Below are 18390 nucleotides of genomic sequence, written 5' to 3'. Positions count from 1 at the left end.
TTACACCTCTCTTCTGAATGATCCTCCGTCAATCTGACCCTTGTTCTTATACCGTTCTATTTCAGTTTGAACAGCGGTAATACTTACCTGCAAACCATTAATATCATCCGCTTCAACTGTATCCCCGGGGGTTTCGTAAGTCACATAAACCTCGGGCACATCGGCAAAAATCTTAATCAACCGCCGCCATGGCGCTTCATCCGGAAAAGACACCGTAAAATTACGTAGCTCGATCCCGGAATACTGTGACCCTGTGTACACCGCGATGGTCTGATTATTGATGTTGTCATGCGCAAGCGCACCACTATACATGCCATTTACAAGCGGTAATCTCTCTTCAATAACATAGCTGCCACCATTTGCTTTTTTATTAAGCTTTTCTTGAAAAATATCAACTTTCTCCGGGTAACCCATGCTACACCTCCAGTAAAACGTTGCCGAACAAAGGTATTTCTTCTTCGTTCAACATTACGTTGCCCGCTCCACCGTTCAGCTTCAGTTCACTGTAATCCGCGACTCCCTCAGTAGCTAGCAATAGTGCACCGATTACTGACTGGCTAATATAGGTTGCTGAAAAAGCCTTCTCCTTGCGATAACTCTCAAGAATCCCCTTGAATTCATCATTTACAGCTTGCAGCGCATAACCTGAAGCGAGGGTAACTTTTGCGCTTACACTAATACTTTTGCCTTTCGCCGACGCTACTGTTACAACTGCACCTACGGGTGCTTGCCCCTCACCCGCTCCAGAGACCGGATCAATGTAATGCTGAACCTTAGTCACCAATAACTCAGAAGCAGGTTTTTTCTCAGCGTCCACAACAATCACCTTCACCGTCTTAGGACCGTTCCATAGCGGAAAAACACGTGCACCTCCCACCCCAATAACCTGCATCGCCCACTCCATATAGTGATATTTATTGCCGCTAGTAGCTGGGCGTCTGGCTGAATCCAAATAACGCTGGCGTAGCGATTCATCACTTTCGGCGTTCTCTCCAGGGATCAGAAGAGAAGCTATTTCTCCGCGCGCGAGGTCTGAAATATAATCCACTGGCAGCAAAGAACCAAAATATCGATTTCCTTCTTCTCCAGCGGTTTCACTTTCTAGCCGATACACTCCAGGAGATAGCTTCTCCACAGCCATATAATTCAGCATATCGAGTGAAAAGCGGCTTCCGAGAGGGACATCTACAAATCCTCCATCCGCTTTATAAAAAATCCCCTTCAGTTGCGCTTTGCTCGCTTCTCGCCTAACAATTCCTGACCAGGAGATACTTCGCTCCAAGTACTCTCCGGTCGCTGTATCTGCAAAATACAGATTATTATTCACATCCAGCTCAATGTACATCTGCGCGAGCTCTGCTGCTGCCGGAGCGAGCGCGTCATAAATGATGCTGCCCTCGCGTTTATCCAGACCTGACGGAACCCGGTCCAGCATCCGCTCTAAAAGAGCCTCATACGTCTGATCCTCATACATCCTCATTCCACTCCTTTCTCAGCTGAAAATTCCCGTAACGTGTGACCACCTTGCAGTCAAAAGTTAAGTTTTCTCCGGTAAACGAAACCTCAATATTCTCTAAGCTAAGGATTCGTTCATCCTGAAGTAAGGCCTCACTAATGACACGTCTGATTTCAGCTCTGACCAACAGCCGATCCTTACCCAGAACCAGCTGCCACTCTGTTCCGTAATCCGAACTGTAAATCAGATGTTCAAATCTATCGGTTCGCAGAATTTTGGCCGCTGCCTGCTGCACTGCCTCAAGTCCATCCGCTTGGCCAGTGATCCTTTGTCTGTCCCAATCCATTCGGTAAGTTAGACTGGGGCTTTCCCCACGTTCAAGGTTGACCTCGCCTTCAAGAAGGGCAGTTATCGGTCCAGATTTTCCAATCGCAGGAATCATATCGGACTCACCAGCCGATCCAGAACAATATAGCTTTGTCCACCCTGCATCCGAACCATCAGAACCCGATCACCAGAGGCAAGCCCTCGACGCACTACCACTTCTCTACCCTCTAGCTCGACTTTACATTCCATTACCGATTCAGGCAGCACTAACGCATTCCCCGATAAAATAAAACGTTGATCCACCTGGATCTGCAAAGGGGCTGCCTCCGTTACCGTCCCATAAGAAAAAGCCACGGGATTTGTATTTCCCACGGCTCCTAAGCTTGCTTTTTTTATAATATCCAACATCATTTCTACACCACCTTTATATCGAGGGACATCGTATGCTCCCCACCGGAAATCTTATGACTGCATTGATCCACCAGAAACACCTGAGTCTTGAATTCATCAAGCAGGACATAAATGAAATTACCAGCCCTTACGCGCATATCACCAATCGCCTGTACGGAGAGACTAAGCTTTTCACGGTTGTGCATTTTTAGCAGATTATTTGCCTTCTCCTGAATTTGTGCAGCATTCGCTTTGTCATCGGCCTTCTGATACAAGTGCAGGATACCCCAGCGCTTCACATTATCCTTATCGCTAACCGGAAAGAAATCACGCTTACCAGACTTCTCGTTATCCTTGTATAGAAAAATGGTGTTGTACGTATCATCATCAATACTTTTTTTGAGCGAATAATCGTACAGATAATGCCCCGCTCCCAGCACTAGGTTAAGCAGCATAGACTCCGGTTTACGCAGCGTAAGCTTGCCAAAATCATCGTAAAAAGCCATCAACCGCCCCTTATACTGAAGCTCACTGCCGATCGCTCCCATAATGATGTCCAACAGCTTTTTGTCATCTTCAATTAATGAGGGAATTCGGTACTCTGTATTCTCCAGCACACCTGTCTTCAGGCCGTAGTCCTTGGTTATTTTAGTAATAACATCGCTAGCCGTGACATCCTGCAAAACATAACTACCATTGCCTAGTAAATAACGAATCTGATCATAAGCAGTCAGCTTAATCTCCTGATCCGAGCCTGTATCAATGCTGAACACAAACCCGTAGAATACATCCACATTATCTTTGCTGAACTGAATAATATCACCGTTGCTGATGCTAAACTTGGGATGCTGATAGATACCACTGTCCACAAGTGTTAACTCTAGCGTTGATGGTTTGCCTGAACGAGCAGTTTTCCATGTAATATCGGAGACGATACCTGAAATATCCCATAAATGTCCTTCCTTATTCTTTACAAGTAGCTCCATAACAGCCTCCTACGGTAGCTTAATGACCTTACCGATTGGAAGCTTCCTCAGCTCACTATCTTTAATGCCATTAAGTTTCTGGATTTCTCCACACCTTTTGCCATCTCCAAGAATTTCTTTAGCTATTTTCCATAGATTGTCTTTAGATTTCATGATATACGTTTTAGGTTTGGGCTTTTCATTAGCCCGCTTCTGTTCTACCTTCACTTCATCTTTGACAACCTTAACTGCTACCGCTTGATAGAATACATACTTTTTGAGAGATAAAGAATATTCAATATCCCCTGATGTACCCGCACTGAGCTTCCAAGAGAAACCTTCAATACTCATAGCCATGTTCACACCGAAATCAATTTCTATGGATTTATCCTCACTAGTCGATGATTCCTTTAACCATTTCTGAGGGTTGTTTAGCTTCCCATCAGCTTTTTTCAAGTCATCAGCATAACTCACCCCAGAGAATACAAAACGAATAGGTCTGCGACTAGTCATCCACTTCTTAATCAGCTCCACATATTCAAAAGGTCTCTTCAACCCGTCTTCTTGCACCAATACGAACGGATACTTTTGTGCCGGAAAAATACTTTCAATTGTAATCTCCGTAAGCTTCGGATAAGCAATCGTATTGATTTCACCCAAATCTATAATGGTATAGCTTTTTCCATCCCCGCTCTCTTTGATCTCTAAGGTCTCCGGGTTGACTGGCAGCCGGAATGCTTCCGCCTGATTATTAAAACCAAGAAAAATCCCGTACTCTTCCACGTTACGTATACACCCCCTGTGCTGTAGAGACAAACTCCTCGTTCAGCTTTTGCCCGATCTTGTTGATAATCGTATCAATGTCTCCGGCATTATTAATATTCCCGGTCGTCACCTGCACCGTCGGCGTAAGCTCCACAAAATTCTGGATCGCCTGAATCTCCGCTAGCTCACGCAGCATTTTCAGATCATCGCTAGAGATGTCTACAGTGTCGTTGATGGAGTCGAGTTGCTTCACGCGGTTTACGGTGTTTAGATTACCTGGAGTTCCTGCATTTTGAAAAGAACCCGTAGCTGAAGGTGTATTCATCGTAGGAACTACTGGAATTTCAGGTACGGTAGGCGTTTGCAAAGGTTTTGACAAATCCCCTGAATGGGTAGTATTCCACTGATTTAATGTGGTGTTATTACTCTTATTTCCACCCACATTTAATTTTTCTTTAAACTTATTGATATCAAAATTCTGGATTTTTTCTGCCCCTGAATTAAAAGAAGCTCCAATGTCCATTTGCAAATCCTTTTTGAATTGACTGCTATCAACCTCTTCAATATGAAGATTGATCTCCGACTCTATACCAATAAATTTGCCAACAGCTCCAACTACTTTATTTATACTATCTAGCAAAAAGTTCACAGCGCCAATAATACCATTAACAAATCCGGTCCAAAGATCGATAACAAAGCCCACAAATTCTGCAACGAGCTGTCCCAGTCCCCTGAACATATTCGCCAAAAAGTCCCTCACAGGCTGAAGGGCTGCCACAATCCCTAAAAATGCTACTATAAGTGCAACTATAAGCCCTATTACAAGTGCAATTGGATTAGCACTCATCACAGCGTTGAAAATGCCTTGGGCTGCGGTAGCAATTCCGGTAGCAATAGATGAAATTCTAGTTGCAATTGTTGAGGCATTCATCGCGATTGCTAAGGCAATAACTCCAGCAACAACACCCAAAACAATCGGCAAAACAACAGGGTTGCTAAGAACACTCCAGAGATACAATGCACCTTGTACGACCTGCGAGAATACTTGTGCAAGTATCGCCAGTCCAATCGCTATCCCATCGATAATTGGCTGAAAGCTTCCATCTGAAAATGCCTGGTTAAGAATGCCTAATAGTGGTGACAATGCTGCAAGAGCACCTTCTCCCATACCAGCCAGAGAGTTGTTATAGTTTCCAAGAAGAGCTTGCCATTGATTAACGGGTGAATCCATCATGGTTTGTAGCGAATCACTCGTCATCCCTGACGTTGTCATAATATCTCCCAAAGTACTCAAAAAGGCTTCCATATTGCCCGTTCCGGCCACTAGATCAAGTCCACCCAGATCCTCTTTATCCACCTGAAGCATGGATGCTAAATCACTAGAATCCCCCTCAAAAGCAGAAGTAATCGCCGATGAAGTATCACCAATATCTTTACCCTCCGGAGACATCATGCTTAGCCTTGTGGAATAATCCATAAGCTTATCTAACTGATCCGTATTTTGAGTTTTAGGATAAAACGACAAGACACTTTCCATGGACTTGTTTACATCCTGCCCGGTATCTAGTGCCCTCTTCTTGAACTTATCAAACATTGCCACACCAACATCAGCATTTCCGGTTTTCGCTTTAAAAAGATCCTCCCATTTTTGCTGTTCAGCTGCAGGCGCAAGCACCTTTTCCATAACTCCTTTAACTTTTTCCAGCACACCTTTGGCTTTCCCAAAAGCACCGGTGATCTTTTCCCATGTACCCGCCTGCTGTTCAGCCCCTGCTGCTCCTTGTTCTGCCGCACCGTTCAGTCTCTCCTGAGCCTGTACTGCGCCTCCAATAGAAGCTTGAATTCTGGTATAAGCTGCACTGTAATTGTTAGTAATGTTGTACACGGGTTTATTGACTATTTTCATACTTATTCGGTTTAAGGTTGCGGAAAAGGAATTTGAAATATTTGCAGAAACCTGAGTTGTAATTTGATTGGTTATATCATTGATCCATTGGTTGGAGACTTGCTGGATTCCAGCTATATTGTTTTGCATACCTGCCATTCATTCACCCCCTCATCTCTTCCTCGCCTTACTCCGTGCCTGATCCCGCTTCTCCTTCTCCACACGAACAGCAATCATCGCATAAATTGCGGCACGTTCGCGCGAAGACAGCTTCATCAGCTCATGCGGTAAAATATGCAGCTCGTGGAGGGCGTAGTAAGCTAAGTTCGCTTCACTGTCGCCCTCGTTGATTAGTTTTTTACTTCATCCACCAGCTCGTTCATATCTGTACCGAAGCCATTCAAGGCCTGTACCCGTTCACCCAGTGCCGCAAATTCACCTGGAAGCAGCATTTTACGCAGCAGCGTTTCGGCACCAAGAACACCATAAGAACGTTGTAGCTCAGCATTTTTCAGATCTGGATGCACCACACTTGAGGTCATAAGCTTAGCCATATAATCATTCGGTTCAATCTCGGAGGTATACACTCCGTTCTTACCTTTGACCTTACGAGTAGCTGCTTTACGGCATTCCTGATTCTCATCCTCGTTCATACTGCGTAGCTTCCAGGCAACTGCGTTTCCTTCCTTATCCTTAAACCGCTGCGATACTACAAACTCCTCGGTCGTGTCACATGCTACATTTTGCGCAAAAAACAAACTTAATTCACTCATTGTCTTCCTCCTAAAATGATTTAGTTTCTTCTAGTACTACTAACTAGACAGAGAAGAGACCCGCCGCTCACCTGCACGCCCGGGCCTTACTTGCTCCTATCTAGTTGTCTTTATTATTTTCCGGAGCCGGCGGGAGCGCCAAATGCTTGCACAATCTGCACGTCTTCAAAGGTAAAGCTCACTTCTTCTTCCAGCGCATCTGATTCTGTATCAAGAGAAGCCATGATGACACTATCAAGGTTCACGCCTTTTAAAATAATGCGTTGTGCTCCAACACTGGACGATGGGTCTTCATTCGTAACCTCAATATCGAAATATTGATCGACACCTGTATTCATATAATCGAGCATCATCTGGCGGAAACGGCTAGTCATATAAAAAATCGTCATCGAACCGCTGCCCGACCATCCAGTCGCTTTATGCTGAACACCACGGCGGCCTAGAGTCTTCACCTCTGCCTTTGTTTTTTCTACCGTAGCTTCAAGCGTCTTCACATAGAACATCTCTTCAGCTTGCGTACCAATCACGGCATACGCACGGCCCTCCTGGCCGGAAATCGTATCACTAGCTTTTAAAAATGCCATCTTAAACCACCTTCACTTTCATATATACTTTTTCTACGGAATCTACCGGTTTCACAGCCACATCCAGCACGATACTATCACTATCCGCACCAGCCACAACGACAACATCTGTCTGCGCGTTAAAGCCCTCAATCGCACCCATATCCTGCAGATCATTCATATAAGTCGCACATTGTGACCAGAACAGAGCCCGTCCATCTTCATTATTCGCTACCTTACCAATGTAGTAGTTCTCAAAAATACGCTTCAGATCATTCGCAATCCCATCCAGCACGCGTAGCACACGATTTTTGGAGAACGCTTTGCCTTTATCCGGAGAAAATGCCGTAAACGTGTTAATATCTTGCTCCACCACAGCTCGCCCTCCACTGTAAGTAAAGAGCAATTCACCTCGCAGCAAAGCTGCAGTCGTCTCAGAATGGCTAAGCCGCACATCAGCGTCAACGGAGTCGTCATATCCCTGATAAGTCAGTGATTGATTCACCTCAGCAGCAGCCGTAGCACCGGCCACCCAAGCAACAGCATTGTTGTTATCAATCCTAGTTCCGTCACTCAGTACTACCCCATTCTTCACGCTGATCACACCCTCATGACCCGCAGTAGCATAATCCGATAGTACAGCCTGCACTTTCTTACCTTCCGTATCCCGCAGTCTTCTCACCCAAGAGCTATACAGCGCCTTAAGCGTACTATCCTGCGATACTAGTCCAACCGTTTGGAACTCAAGCACCTCAAGAGCAGACAAGAAATCGCTATGCGCACCATTTGTCACCGTACCATTAGCTCCGCCAATAAGCGGCATCCCTGCGGTTAGCTTCAAGCCTTCTGCACCATTTTTCTGGAATTGTACATAATCGTTAGCGACCAACTCTTCAGCCGTTCCAACCGTTTGTTTATTCAGTTCAGTTCCATTCAGCAGTGTCTTTACATCAAAAAGAGCATTATTCTCAATATTCTTCTCAATAACAACAGAAAGATCATTTCCGCGTACACCGCCATATTTAGCCGTAACCTGTAGACCATTGTTCGTGACCGCCGCTTTAACCCCTTCATTCAATCGATAGAGCAGTAACGTTCCCGCACGTTTCAGCGCTTCGCGCACTGGTAGTAGTGTCGAATGTTCCAGATCATAACCTAGCAGCTTATTTACATCGTCCTGCGGGGTAATCTTCATGATCACTCCGGGTTCTCCCCAAGATAAGGCAAGTGCCAAAGCAGTAATTCCGCGTTCTCCCATTTTGCCGATGGCACCTTGATTCGATGCTACATTTACGTACACCCCGGGGCGTACCTTATTTTGAGTTGTCCATGTTCCGCCTGCCATTAGTTCAAAACCTCCTTATTAATAAACAATCCCATAGATTGCTTCGCTTCTTCGATCGTATAACTTTTGTCATCCTGCAAAATAACGTTCAGCACATCCTTTTCCTTAACCGTAAAAAGCGATGAATTCACAATCTGCTCTTTACCAAAACGATCTCCATTACTCACCTTTGTGCTCATTTCAGTCTTTCTCCTCCTATCATTTGTCCCATCTTAATAGGGTCAGGCTTCTCACTTTGCAAATACACCATATAGTCCGTTGTAAAAAGCGGTCCATGCCCCTCTACCCCAGCTTCCCAGGCTTGCCTAGCTACACGAAAGGAGCCACCCTCTTGCTCCATCCCTGCCATTGCCTCACTCAGCTTATCTGCCATTCTCTCAGCTTCCAGAAGACTGCCTTGTTCATAACGGATACCGAAGCGATAGACCGCTAAATATCGGCCTTCCCGCTGCCGATCCAGAGTCGCTGAGATCAGTCCGGGATAAAAATAAGCCGTCTGAGGTTTCTCCCCCTCCACATATACAGGCACATCTGGAAAGTACCTCTCCAGCGCACTCGTAATGTGTTCTCGTAATTGTTGTACCGACATCACTTCATTCCTTTCTGATCTGCGGCGGATCGCCGATCTTTGATGGTGTTAACCTTCAATTGCATTAACATTTAAGAAGACACCCCCTCTACTAAAATTAAGAACAAAAAGGATACTATCCAATGTTGGATAATACCCTTCTATACTAGGCCAATGCCAAAAGAATCTTTCACCGCTAGATTTGTTCTCATCACCACTAGGGTTGAACTATTAGCAGAGCATTCATGCTCTTGCGGTGTTCTTTTTGCTTCATTTGCCATGTTATAAATATACACCCCTATTTGCCTTGCAGAGACGGTATACCGACGAGGTTTAAGCTAGCTTTGGGATGGTATAGAGCGGTTTTTCGGAGGAACATAAAATCAATAAAAAAAGACCGCATCATCCGCTCGGACGACACAGTCTTTAGTAACCGTCTATTTCTCTTAAGTAATACTAATCTTCTCTTTCTTCACTCTAGGTGCTGTTATTAAAGTGTTAAGGGACAGTAGACCGAGATCTGTTAAAGCCAAAGCCATCTTATAAAAAGCCTTCGAACGTATCTTCACGTAAGTGTCCTTACTCACCGGTGGATCAAACACATGATTGTAAATCGTATAATCGTACGTTTCGTCTCTTTTCATATAACGCTCTCTTACTAATTGCTGTTCCCTCGTATCGAGTCTTTCTACCACAGAGTCTATCGCTGAGCAAAAAGCCCTCCTGGCAGCCGGTATATCCACATTATAAGAAGCTATCGCAGCAGTCTGATCAGTAACAGTATTCGTAGGACCATGAAATCTTTCTGTATACGAATAAGTAGTACTGGCTTCCTTAGCCTCAAATGTAACGGTCTTAAAAATACGGTATTTCTCCAACATGCTCTCTATAGCGACCTGGGTTCGGCGACGGTCTAGCTCCGGTAAAGCAGATAAGTTCATCATTTTATGCACTCCTTTAGGTTTTAACAGAATGAGATTAAATTGCGGAAGTTTCCTAAGCAATGTGCTAAAATATAAAAGTGTTCGTATTCTGTTCGTATTTTTCTATAATATACCACTTCTCTACCAATCTCGTAAAACCCCGTTTGAGTCTGTTTTGAGCGAAAAAGAATAGCTTTCCCTCCATTATCTTGCCTTTTGGCAATAATATACGCTTTGTTGTTTACCAATTGGCAAAAATGGCTTATATTAATAACATAAGCTTCAGTCTATAAGGAGTGGTTGAGATGAAACAGGATTTTGGGGATTATATGAAGCAACTTCGCGAAACTAAGGGACTTACTATTAATCAATTGGCAGCAGCAGCAGGTATTAGCGGATCACAGATTTCACGGATTGAAAATGGTCTAAGAGGTGTTCCTAAGCCAACTACATTACGCAAAATAGCAGAGGCTACAGGAGTCCCGTACGAGGAGCTAATGGATCAAGCGGGGTATTTGCAGGAACAGGCTCTTCCAAGCGAAGAGATTGTCCCAGAGTGGGCTACAAGCAAGGATAAACGTGACTTCCGTAAAATGCTGGAGGATGATGGAGAGCTGATGTTTGATGGGATTCCACTAGACAAGGATGACAAACAGAGGATAAAAGATGTACTGACCGGCTTATTCTGGGAAGCCAAACAGATGAACAAGAGAAAGAAATCCAACAACACTTAATAACTACACTAACATGCTGCAGGTGAAGAATATGGATGAACTGATCAATAATCTGATTAAAAAATATAAAACCAACTGTCCGTTCGAGCTGGCCTCAGCGCTAGGTATTCATATTCGCTTCATGAACCTTGGGACAGGCACAAAGGGATTATATTACCGAAAACTAAGAAGAAGATTTATCGTCATTCATAATGAGTTGCCAGTTGAGTGGCAGCGCTTCGTTTGTGCGCATGAATTAGGACATGATCGCCTTCACAAGGGGATTAACCGCTTTTTCCTGGAAGAAAGCTCTTACTTCTCTCCTGGCAAGCTTGAGCGTCAAGCTAACGTCTTTGCTGTAAAGCTACTATCCATAGGCAGTAATCCTGAGCAAGAAGAATCCTGTAAAAGTTATTATCTACGGATTGGCATTCCGCCAGAAGTACAGTTTCTTTTGGAAGAATGATAGAGCATATGTTATATGAATTTATGTGTGTTTTAATTCTATACATAACAAAAAAAGCTCTTACCGAAGTAAGAGCTTTCTAAGAGCAATTAAGCTGAGTATCGGGATGACACGATTTGAACATGCGACCCCCTGGTCCCAAACCAGGTGCTCTACCAAGCTGAGCTACATCCCGTTACTATAAAATTATGGAGCGGGTGATGGGAATCGAACCCACGCTATCAGCTTGGAAGGCTGAAGTTCTACCATTGAACTACACCCGCAAAGGTGAAAATCGGGATGACACGATTTGAACATGCGACCCCCTGGTCCCAAACCAGGTGCTCTACCAAGCTGAGCTACATCCCGTTAAAATACTATAATTGCTTAATAAAAAAAATGGCGCGCCCTGAGAGATTCGAACTCCCGGCCTTTTGATTCGTAGTCAAACGCTCTATCCAGCTGAGCTAAGGGCGCAAAAATTATGGAGCGGACGACGGGAATCGAACCCGCGACCCTCGCCTTGGCAAGGCGATGCTCTACCGCTGAGCCACGTCCGCAATAAGTGGTGCGCGTGAAGGGACTTGAACCCCCACGTCGTGAAACGCCAGATCCTAAGTCTGGTGCGTCTGCCATTCCGCCACACGCGCATGTAATAATAAAAGTGAGCCATGAAGGACTCGAACCTTCGACACCCTGATTAAAAGTCAGGTGCTCTACCAACTGAGCTAATGGCTCGCACTTGGCTGGGGATATAGGATTCGAACCTATGAGTGACGGAGTCAAAGTCCGTTGCCTTACCACTTGGCTAATCCCCATTGATGTTACCTCTATGTTGCCCATAATCTCTCAGGAAGATTATGGTGGAGGCTGAGGGGATCGAACCCCCGACCCTCTGCTTGTAAGGCAGATGCTCTCCCAGCTGAGCTAAGCCTCCATATCTATGGGACCCTCTAAGGGTAAGTACAAGTAAAAGTTGGTGACCCGTATGGGATTCGAACCCATGTTACCTCCGTGAAAGGGAGGTGTCTTAACCCCTTGACCAACGGGCCTTGCAAATCTGTGGAGCTCTCAACCGGATTCGAACCGGTGACCTCTTCCTTACCATGGAAGCACTCTACCTGCTGAGCTATGAGAGCATGGCTCCCCGAACAGGACTCGAACCTGTGACAACTCGATTAACAGTCGAGTGCTCTACCAACTGAGCTATCAGGGAATATCCGCTTGGCAACGTCCTACTCTCCCAGGACCCTTCGGTCCAAGTACCATCGGCGCTGGAGGGCTTAACGGTCGTGTTCGGGATGGGTACGCGTGGAACCCCTCCGCTATCGCCACCAAACGGGCATTTACAGCGTAAATGCTCAGGCTTGATGCCTGAAAACTGAATCCGAATTGAATTTGCGTCTTAAGTATAGGATAAGCCCTCGACCGATTAGTATTGGTCAGCTCCATGCATTACTGCACTTCCACCTCCAACCTATCTACCTCGTCGTCTTCAAGGGGTCTTACTAATTGGGAAATCTCATCTTGAGGGGGGCTTCACGCTTAGATGCTTTCAGCGCTTATCCCGTCCGTACGTAGCTACCCAGCCATGCTCCTGGCGGAACAACTGGTGCACCAGCGGTACGTCCATCCCGGTCCTCTCGTACTAAGGACAGCTCCTCTCAAATTTCCTGCGCCCACGACAGATAGGGACCGAACTGTCTCACGACGTTCTGAACCCAGCTCGCGTACCGCTTTAATGGGCGAACAGCCCAACCCTTGGGACCTACTTCAGCCCCAGGATGCGATGAGCCGACATCGAGGTGCCAAACCTCCCCGTCGATGTGGACTCTTGGGGGAGATAAGCCTGTTATCCCCAGGGTAGCTTTTATCCGTTGAGCGATGGCCCTTCCATGCGGTACCACCGGATCACTAAGTCCGACTTTCGTCCCTGCTCGACTTGTAGGTCTCGCAGTCAAGCTCCCTTATGCCTTTGCACTCTTCGAATGATTTCCAACCATTCTGAGGGAACCTTGGAACGCCTCCGTTACTCTTTAGGAGGCGACCGCCCCAGTCAAACTGCCCGCCTGACACGGTCCCCGTACCCGGTTAGGGTACTAGGTTAGAACCTAGATACGATCAGGGTGGTATCCCAACGGCGCCTCCACCGAAGCTTGCGCTCCGATTTCTACGGCTCCCACCTATCCTGTACAGATCGTACCCAAATTCAATATCAAGCTGCAGTAAAGCTCCATGGGGTCTTTCCGTCTTGTCGCGGGTAACCTGCATCTTCACAGGTATTAAAATTTCACCGGATCTCTCGTTGAGACAGCGCCCAAGTCGTTACGCCATTCGTGCGGGTCAGAATTTACCTGACAAGGAATTTCGCTACCTTAGGACCGTTATAGTTACGGCCGCCGTTTACTGGGGCTTCGGTTCATAGCTTCGGGTTACCCCTAACCACTCCCCTTAACCTTCCAGCACCGGGCAGGCGTCAGCCCGTATACTTCGCCTTGCGGCTTCGCACAGACCTGTGTTTTTGCTAAACAGTCGCTTGGGCCTTTTCACTGCGGCCCCCTCGTGCTATTCACACTACCGGGGCACCCCTTCTCCCGAAGTTACGGGGTCATTTTGCCGAGTTCCTTAACGAGAGTTCTTCCGCGCGCCTTAGAATTCTCTTCTCGCCTACCTGTGTCGGTTTGCGGTACGGGCACCTTCTCCTGGCTAGAGGCTTTTCTTGGCAGTGTGAGATCATGACCTTCGCTACTGTAATTTTCGCTCCCCATCACAGCCCAGCCTTAATGATGTGCGGATTTGCCTACACATCAGCCTCACTGCTTAGACGGACATATCCATCAGTCCGCGTCACTACCCTCCTGCGTCACCCCATCGCTCATAGCGGATTACGGTGGTACAGTAATTTCAAACTGTTGTCCTTCGACTACGCCTTTCGGCCTCGCCTTAGGTCCCGACTTACCCTGAGCGGACGAGCCTTCCTCAGGAAACCTTGGGCTTTCGGCGGATCAGATTCTCACTGATCTTTTCGTTACTCATACCGGCATTCTCACTTGTATGCTGTCCAGCGCTCCTTACGGTACACCTTCAACCCACATACAACGCTCCCCTACCCCAGATACATACGTATCTAGCCATAGCTTCGGTGGTGTGTTTAGCCCCGTTACATTTTCGGCGCAGAGTCACTCGACCAGTGAGCTATTACGCACTCTTTCAATGGTGGCTGCTTCTAAGCCAACATCCTGGTTGTCTGTGCAACTCCACATCCTTTCCCACTTAACACACACTTGGGGACCTTAGCTGATGGTCTGGGCTGTTTCCCTTTTGACAATGGATCTTAGCACTCACTGTCTGACTCCCGGCAATAAGTATATGGCATTCGGAGTTTGACTGAGCTTGGTAATCCTTGCGGACCCCGCACCCAATCAGTGCTCTACCTCCACTACTCTTATACCGAGGCTAGCCCTAAAGCTATTTCGGGGAGAACCAGCTATCTCCGAGTTCGATTGGAATTTCTCCGCTACCCCCACCTCATCCCCGCATTTTTCAACATGCGTGGGTTCGGGCCTCCAGTGCGTGTTACCGCACCTTCACCCTGGACAGGGGTAGATCACACGGTTTCGGGTCTACGTCCACATACTCAATCGCCCTATTCAGACTCGCTTTCGCTGCGGCTCCGTCTTCTCGACTTAACCTTGCATGTTAAACGTAACTCGCCGGTTCATTCTACAAAAGGCACGCCATCACCCATTAATAGGGCTCTGACTTTTTGTAAGCACACGGTTTCAGGTTCTATTTCACTCCCCTTCCGGGGTGCTTTTCACCTTTCCCTCACGGTACTGTTTCACTATCGGTCGCCAGGTAGTATTTAGCCTTAGCAGATGGTCCTGCTGGATTCATACGGGGTTTCACGTGCCCCGCACTACTCGGGATCCGTCTCGGAGAGAACACAGTTTAGGTTACAGGGCTTTTACCTCTATCGCGGGCCTTTCCAGACCTCTTCACCTACCATATTCCTTTGTAACTCCATGTGAGACGTCCCACAACCCCTAAGAGCAAGCTCTTAGGTTTAGGCTGTTCCGCGTTCGCTCGCCGCTACTGACGGAATCACTATTGTTTTCTCTTCCTCAGGGTACTTAGATGTTTCAGTTCCCCTGGTCTGCCTCTACATCTCCTATGTGTTCAGAGATGAGTAACTGCGAATTACCACAGCTGGGTTTCCCCATTCGGACACCCCCGGATCAAAGCTTGCTTACAGCTCCCCGAGGCAGTTTCGTTGTTCGCCACGTCCTTCGTCGGCTCCTGGCGCCTAGGCATCCTCCGTGTGCTCTTATTAGCTTAACCTTGATTTTTCCGCAGGAAAATATCATACAATGACATTCTCTTTTGGAATCATCTCACTAATAACATTTACTTGTTTACACAAGTTGCTAAAAGATGTTCTAAAACGCAAATTCGTTTCGGTATCCAGTTTTCAAGGATCAATGTTTAAAGAAGGTATTGAATTAAAAATTATGGTGGAGCCAAGCGGGATCGAACCGCTGACCTCCTGCTTGCAAGGCAGGCGCTCTCCCAGCTGAGCTATGGCCCCATAAAAGATATAAAGTTATATGGTGGGCCTTGGTGGACTCGAACCACCGACCTCACCCTTATCAGAGGTGCGCTCTAACCAACTGAGCTAAAAGCCCATATAACATATATAACATTGTGAATCAACCAAAGAATGGTTGTCCGCTTGGCGGCGTCCTACTCTCCCAGGACCCTTCGGTCCAAGTACCATCGGCGCTGGAGGGCTTAACGGTCGTGTTCGGGATGGGTACGTGTGGAACCCCTCCGCTATCGCCACCAAACGTATATGAAAGAGACTTACTCTTTCAAAACTGAACACGAGTGAGTGTTCGAACCCGAAGGTTCTATTGTGGAAGTTTAACTTCCGATTTGAATGTCTTCATTGCAGAAGACGATTCTCCATAGAAAGGAGGTGATCCAGCCGCACCTTCCGATACGGCTACCTTGTTACGACTTCACCCCAATCATCTACCCCACCTTCGGCGGCTGGCTCCCTTGCGGGTTACCCCACCGACTTCGGGTGTTGTAAACTCTCGTGGTGTGACGGGCGGTGTGTACAAGACCCGGGAACGTATTCACCGCGGCATGCTGATCCGCGATTACTAGCAATTCCGACTTCATGCAGGCGAGTTGCAGCCTGCAATCCGAACTGAGACCGGCTTTGATGGGATTGGCTTCACCTCGCGGTTTCGCTTCCCGTTGTACCGGCCATTGTAGTACGTGTGTAGCCCAGGTCATAAGGGGCATGATGATTTGACGTCATCCCCACCTTCCTCCGGTTTGTCACCGGCAGTCACTCTAGAGTGCCCAACATTACTTGCTGGCAACTAAAGTTAAGGGTTGCGCTCGTTGCGGGACTTAACCCAACATCTCACGACACGAGCTGACGACAACCATGCACCACCTGTCTCCTCTGTCCCGAAGGCCGCCACTATCTCTAGTGGATTCAGAGGGATGTCAAGACCTGGTAAGGTTCTTCGCGTTGCTTCGAATTAAACCACATACTCCACTGCTTGTGCGGGTCCCCGTCAATTCCTTTGAGTTTCAGTCTTGCGACCGTACTCCCCAGGCGGAGTGCTTACTGTGTTAACTTCGGCACCAAGGGTATCGAAACCCCTAACACCTAGCACTCATCGTTTACGGCGTGGACTACCAGGGTATCTAATCCTGTTTGCTCCCCACGCTTTCGCGCCTCAGCGTCAGTTACAGCCCAGAAAGTCGCCTTCGCCACTGGTGTTCCTCCACATATCTACGCATTTCACCGCTACACGTGGAATTCCACTTTCCTCTTCTGTACTCAAGTCACCCAGTTTCCAGTGCGACCTCAGGTTGAGCCCAAGGTTTAAACACCAGACTTAAATGACCGCCTGCGCGCGCTTTACGCCCAATAATTCCGGACAACGCTTGCCCCCTACGTATTACCGCGGCTGCTGGCACGTAGTTAGCCGGGGCTTTCTTCTCAGGTACCGTCACTCCGATAGCAGTTACTCTACCGGACGTTCTTCCCTGGCAACAGAGCTTTACGATCCGAAAACCTTCATCACTCACGCGGCGTTGCTCCGTCAGACTTTCGTCCATTGCGGAAGATTCCCTACTGCTGCCTCCCGTAGGAGTCTGGGCCGTGTCTCAGTCCCAGTGTGGCCGTTCACCCTCTCAGGTCGGCTACGCATCGTCGCCTTGGTGGGCCGTTACCCCACCAACTAGCTAATGCGCCGCAGGCCCATCCCTCAGTGACAGATTGCTCCGTCTTTCATTCTTTCTTCAGGAGAAAAAAGAAATTATCCGGTATTAGCTACCGTTTCCGGTAGTTATCCCAGTCTAAGGGGCAGGTTGCCTACGTGTTACTCACCCGTCCGCCGCTAAGTCATTTTGAAAGCAAGCTTTCAAAATGACTCCGCTCGACTTGCATGTATTAGGCACGCCGCCAGCGTTCGTCCTGAGCCAGGATCAAACTCTCCAATTAGTATTGAAAAGAGCGATATGCTCATTTTGAAACATCTGACGAGAAAATTAATTCTCTAATTTTGGATTTCACTTTCGTGATTTCCCACTCACTCGTTGTTCAGTTTTCAAAGATCAATGTCTCTCATTTCGTCGTCGTTGTTTGTCAGCGGCGACCTTTATAATATATCACAGTGTTTCGTTGTTTGGCAAGTCTTTTTTTTGAAAAAGTTTTTTTCAACTTTTCTTGCCTTCCGCTTCCCTTTTACACAAGCAAAAGGAGCGCGAGATATAATTTATCACGAGCACTCCTTTTTAGTCAAGCTATTTTATTAAAAAATCTTAAATTCATATAAGACTCTTGCATTTACCGCTTATCCTTAGTGTTTATACTGAGAAGAACGTCCACCCCACGCATACTTGGAAAGCTCTTTCTGAGGAGCAAAACGAGCATACATACGAAATACAGTCTTATATCTATTGGCGATGGCATGCCTGATATTTTGGTCCAAGCGCTGATCGCTCAAATCTAACAGCATCTCATCAAGTTCTTTCCGCAAAACATAATCCAGTTCCTTGCATTCTTTTTCGTTGAACAACATTCCCAACATATGCTTGGCCTCCTTCATGAAGTTGCAAGTAACACATTCACTAAAACCAAAAACCCCTTGTACATAATTAGTTAGTCCATCTCATGGAGAAAGCTGCCTTAAGATCCTCTTACACTAGATTAACCGGAGTACTCTTTTTATAACCATAATTATT

At 46.8% G+C, this 18390-nt stretch carries 16 protein-coding genes, 14 tRNA genes and 4 rRNA genes; 2 read left to right on the top strand and 32 right to left on the bottom strand.

What is annotated here, in order from left to right; translation table 11 throughout:
- The 13 genes from MKX35_RS06540 to MKX35_RS06480 form a co-directional block, all read right to left on the bottom strand.
- Positions 1-414: a phosphoglucomutase gene (locus MKX35_RS06540; protein WP_076300994.1), complete on the bottom strand. Its 414-nt coding sequence runs from the start codon at positions 412-414 to the stop codon at positions 1-3.
- A 1-nt stretch (position 415) separates the two neighbouring features.
- Positions 416-1474: a baseplate J/gp47 family protein gene (locus MKX35_RS06535; RefSeq protein ID WP_076300993.1), complete on the bottom strand. Its 1059-nt coding sequence runs from the start codon at positions 1472-1474 to the stop codon at positions 416-418.
- Positions 1467-1898: a DUF2634 domain-containing protein gene (locus tag MKX35_RS06530; protein ID WP_076300992.1), complete on the bottom strand. Its 432-nt coding sequence runs from the start codon at positions 1896-1898 to the stop codon at positions 1467-1469. The genes MKX35_RS06535 and MKX35_RS06530 overlap by 8 nt, the downstream gene beginning before the upstream one ends.
- Complete coding sequence (locus MKX35_RS06525; RefSeq protein WP_076301021.1) at positions 1895-2191, bottom strand: DUF2577 domain-containing protein; 297 nt, start codon at positions 2189-2191, stop codon at positions 1895-1897. Before MKX35_RS06525 ends, MKX35_RS06530 begins: the two co-directional genes overlap by 4 nt.
- A 5-nt stretch (positions 2192-2196) precedes the next feature.
- A complete protein-coding gene (locus tag MKX35_RS06520) occupies positions 2197-3159 on the bottom strand; it encodes an XkdQ/YqbQ family protein (RefSeq protein ID WP_076300991.1) in 963 nt (320 codons plus the stop codon).
- Positions 3160-3168: 9 nt separating this feature from the next.
- Positions 3169-3921, bottom strand: coding sequence for a LysM peptidoglycan-binding domain-containing protein (locus tag MKX35_RS06515; RefSeq protein WP_076300990.1), 753 nt, complete (start codon positions 3919-3921; stop codon positions 3169-3171).
- Position 3922: 1 nt separating this feature from the next.
- Positions 3923-5947, bottom strand: a complete 2025-nt coding sequence (locus MKX35_RS06510; protein ID WP_076300989.1) for a hypothetical protein — start codon at positions 5945-5947, stop codon at positions 3923-3925.
- Positions 5948-6138: 191 nt separating this feature from the next.
- Entirely contained in the window at positions 6139-6561 is a 423-nt protein-coding gene (locus MKX35_RS06505; RefSeq protein WP_042131197.1) for a phage tail assembly chaperone, read from the bottom strand.
- Between the two features lie 113 nt (positions 6562-6674).
- On the bottom strand, positions 6675-7145 hold the full coding sequence (locus MKX35_RS06500) for a phage tail tube protein (protein WP_076285579.1): 471 nt from the start codon (positions 7143-7145) through the stop codon (positions 6675-6677).
- A gap of 1 nt (position 7146) precedes the next feature.
- A complete protein-coding gene (locus MKX35_RS06495) occupies positions 7147-8469 on the bottom strand; it encodes a phage tail sheath family protein (RefSeq protein ID WP_076300988.1) in 1323 nt (440 codons plus the stop codon).
- Positions 8469-8648: a hypothetical protein gene (locus MKX35_RS06490; protein WP_076300987.1), complete on the bottom strand. Its 180-nt coding sequence runs from the start codon at positions 8646-8648 to the stop codon at positions 8469-8471. The genes MKX35_RS06495 and MKX35_RS06490 overlap by 1 nt, the downstream gene beginning before the upstream one ends.
- On the bottom strand, positions 8645-9058 hold the full coding sequence (locus MKX35_RS06485) for a phage tail terminator family protein (RefSeq protein ID WP_076300986.1): 414 nt from the start codon (positions 9056-9058) through the stop codon (positions 8645-8647). The genes MKX35_RS06490 and MKX35_RS06485 overlap by 4 nt, the downstream gene beginning before the upstream one ends.
- A 425-nt stretch (positions 9059-9483) precedes the next feature.
- On the bottom strand, positions 9484-9978 hold the full coding sequence (locus MKX35_RS06480) for an ArpU family phage packaging/lysis transcriptional regulator (RefSeq protein WP_042194591.1): 495 nt from the start codon (positions 9976-9978) through the stop codon (positions 9484-9486).
- Positions 9979-10265: 287 nt separating this feature from the next.
- Between MKX35_RS06480 and MKX35_RS06475 the strand changes: the two genes are divergently transcribed.
- Together MKX35_RS06475 and MKX35_RS06470 are read left to right on the top strand one after the other, a co-directional pair.
- Positions 10266-10694: a helix-turn-helix domain-containing protein gene (locus tag MKX35_RS06475; RefSeq protein WP_042192135.1), complete on the top strand. Its 429-nt coding sequence runs from the start codon at positions 10266-10268 to the stop codon at positions 10692-10694.
- A 31-nt stretch (positions 10695-10725) separates the two neighbouring features.
- Entirely contained in the window at positions 10726-11139 is a 414-nt protein-coding gene (locus MKX35_RS06470) for an ImmA/IrrE family metallo-endopeptidase (RefSeq protein WP_076285600.1), read from the top strand.
- A 101-nt stretch (positions 11140-11240) separates the two neighbouring features.
- Here the strand turns inward: MKX35_RS06470 and MKX35_RS06465 are convergent.
- From MKX35_RS06465 to MKX35_RS06375, 19 genes are all read right to left on the bottom strand, one after another.
- Positions 11241-11314 (bottom strand) — tRNA-Pro (locus tag MKX35_RS06465).
- Between the two features lie 14 nt (positions 11315-11328).
- Positions 11329-11402 (bottom strand) — tRNA-Gly (locus tag MKX35_RS06460).
- Between the two features lie 11 nt (positions 11403-11413).
- Positions 11414-11487: transfer RNA gene (locus MKX35_RS06455), tRNA-Pro, on the bottom strand.
- A gap of 31 nt (positions 11488-11518) precedes the next feature.
- Positions 11519-11595: transfer RNA gene (locus MKX35_RS06450), tRNA-Arg, on the bottom strand.
- Positions 11596-11603: 8 nt separating this feature from the next.
- Positions 11604-11678: transfer RNA gene (locus MKX35_RS06445), tRNA-Gly, on the bottom strand.
- Positions 11679-11684: 6 nt separating this feature from the next.
- Positions 11685-11768: transfer RNA gene (locus tag MKX35_RS06440), tRNA-Leu, on the bottom strand.
- A 15-nt stretch (positions 11769-11783) separates the two neighbouring features.
- Positions 11784-11856, bottom strand: a tRNA-Lys gene (locus MKX35_RS06435).
- A gap of 5 nt (positions 11857-11861) precedes the next feature.
- Positions 11862-11936: transfer RNA gene (locus MKX35_RS06430), tRNA-Gln, on the bottom strand.
- Positions 11937-11979: 43 nt separating this feature from the next.
- A tRNA-Val gene (locus MKX35_RS06425) sits at positions 11980-12055 on the bottom strand.
- A 40-nt stretch (positions 12056-12095) separates the two neighbouring features.
- Positions 12096-12170 (bottom strand) — tRNA-Glu (locus MKX35_RS06420).
- Positions 12171-12181: 11 nt separating this feature from the next.
- Positions 12182-12257: transfer RNA gene (locus MKX35_RS06415), tRNA-Thr, on the bottom strand.
- A gap of 1 nt (position 12258) precedes the next feature.
- Positions 12259-12334 (bottom strand) — tRNA-Asn (locus MKX35_RS06410).
- Positions 12335-12340: 6 nt separating this feature from the next.
- Positions 12341-12457: ribosomal RNA gene (gene rrf, locus MKX35_RS06405) — 5S ribosomal RNA — on the bottom strand.
- 73 nt (positions 12458-12530) lie between these two features.
- Positions 12531-15459: ribosomal RNA gene (locus MKX35_RS06400) — 23S ribosomal RNA — on the bottom strand.
- 171 nt (positions 15460-15630) lie between these two features.
- Positions 15631-15706 (bottom strand) — tRNA-Ala (locus MKX35_RS06395).
- 20 nt (positions 15707-15726) lie between these two features.
- Positions 15727-15803: transfer RNA gene (locus MKX35_RS06390), tRNA-Ile, on the bottom strand.
- A 45-nt stretch (positions 15804-15848) separates the two neighbouring features.
- Positions 15849-15965, bottom strand: a 5S ribosomal RNA gene (rrf, locus tag MKX35_RS06385).
- 124 nt (positions 15966-16089) lie between these two features.
- Positions 16090-17647 (bottom strand): 16S ribosomal RNA (locus MKX35_RS06380).
- Together the 16S, 23S and 5S rRNA genes with 14 tRNA genes alongside form the textbook arrangement of a ribosomal RNA operon.
- Positions 17648-18005: 358 nt before the next feature.
- The gene (locus MKX35_RS06375; RefSeq protein WP_036680631.1) at positions 18006-18236 is read right to left on the bottom strand and encodes a hypothetical protein; all 231 of its coding nucleotides are present in this window, start codon (positions 18234-18236) and stop codon (positions 18006-18008) included.
- Between the last annotated feature and the right edge of the window lie 154 nt (positions 18237-18390).

The organism is Paenibacillus sp. FSL R5-0923 (assembly GCF_038009145.1).
Classification (GTDB): Bacteria; Bacillota; Bacilli; order Paenibacillales; family Paenibacillaceae; genus Paenibacillus_AQ.
The sequence above is the reverse complement of the archived record's forward strand: the minus strand, read 5'-3'. Positions and strand labels throughout refer to the sequence as shown.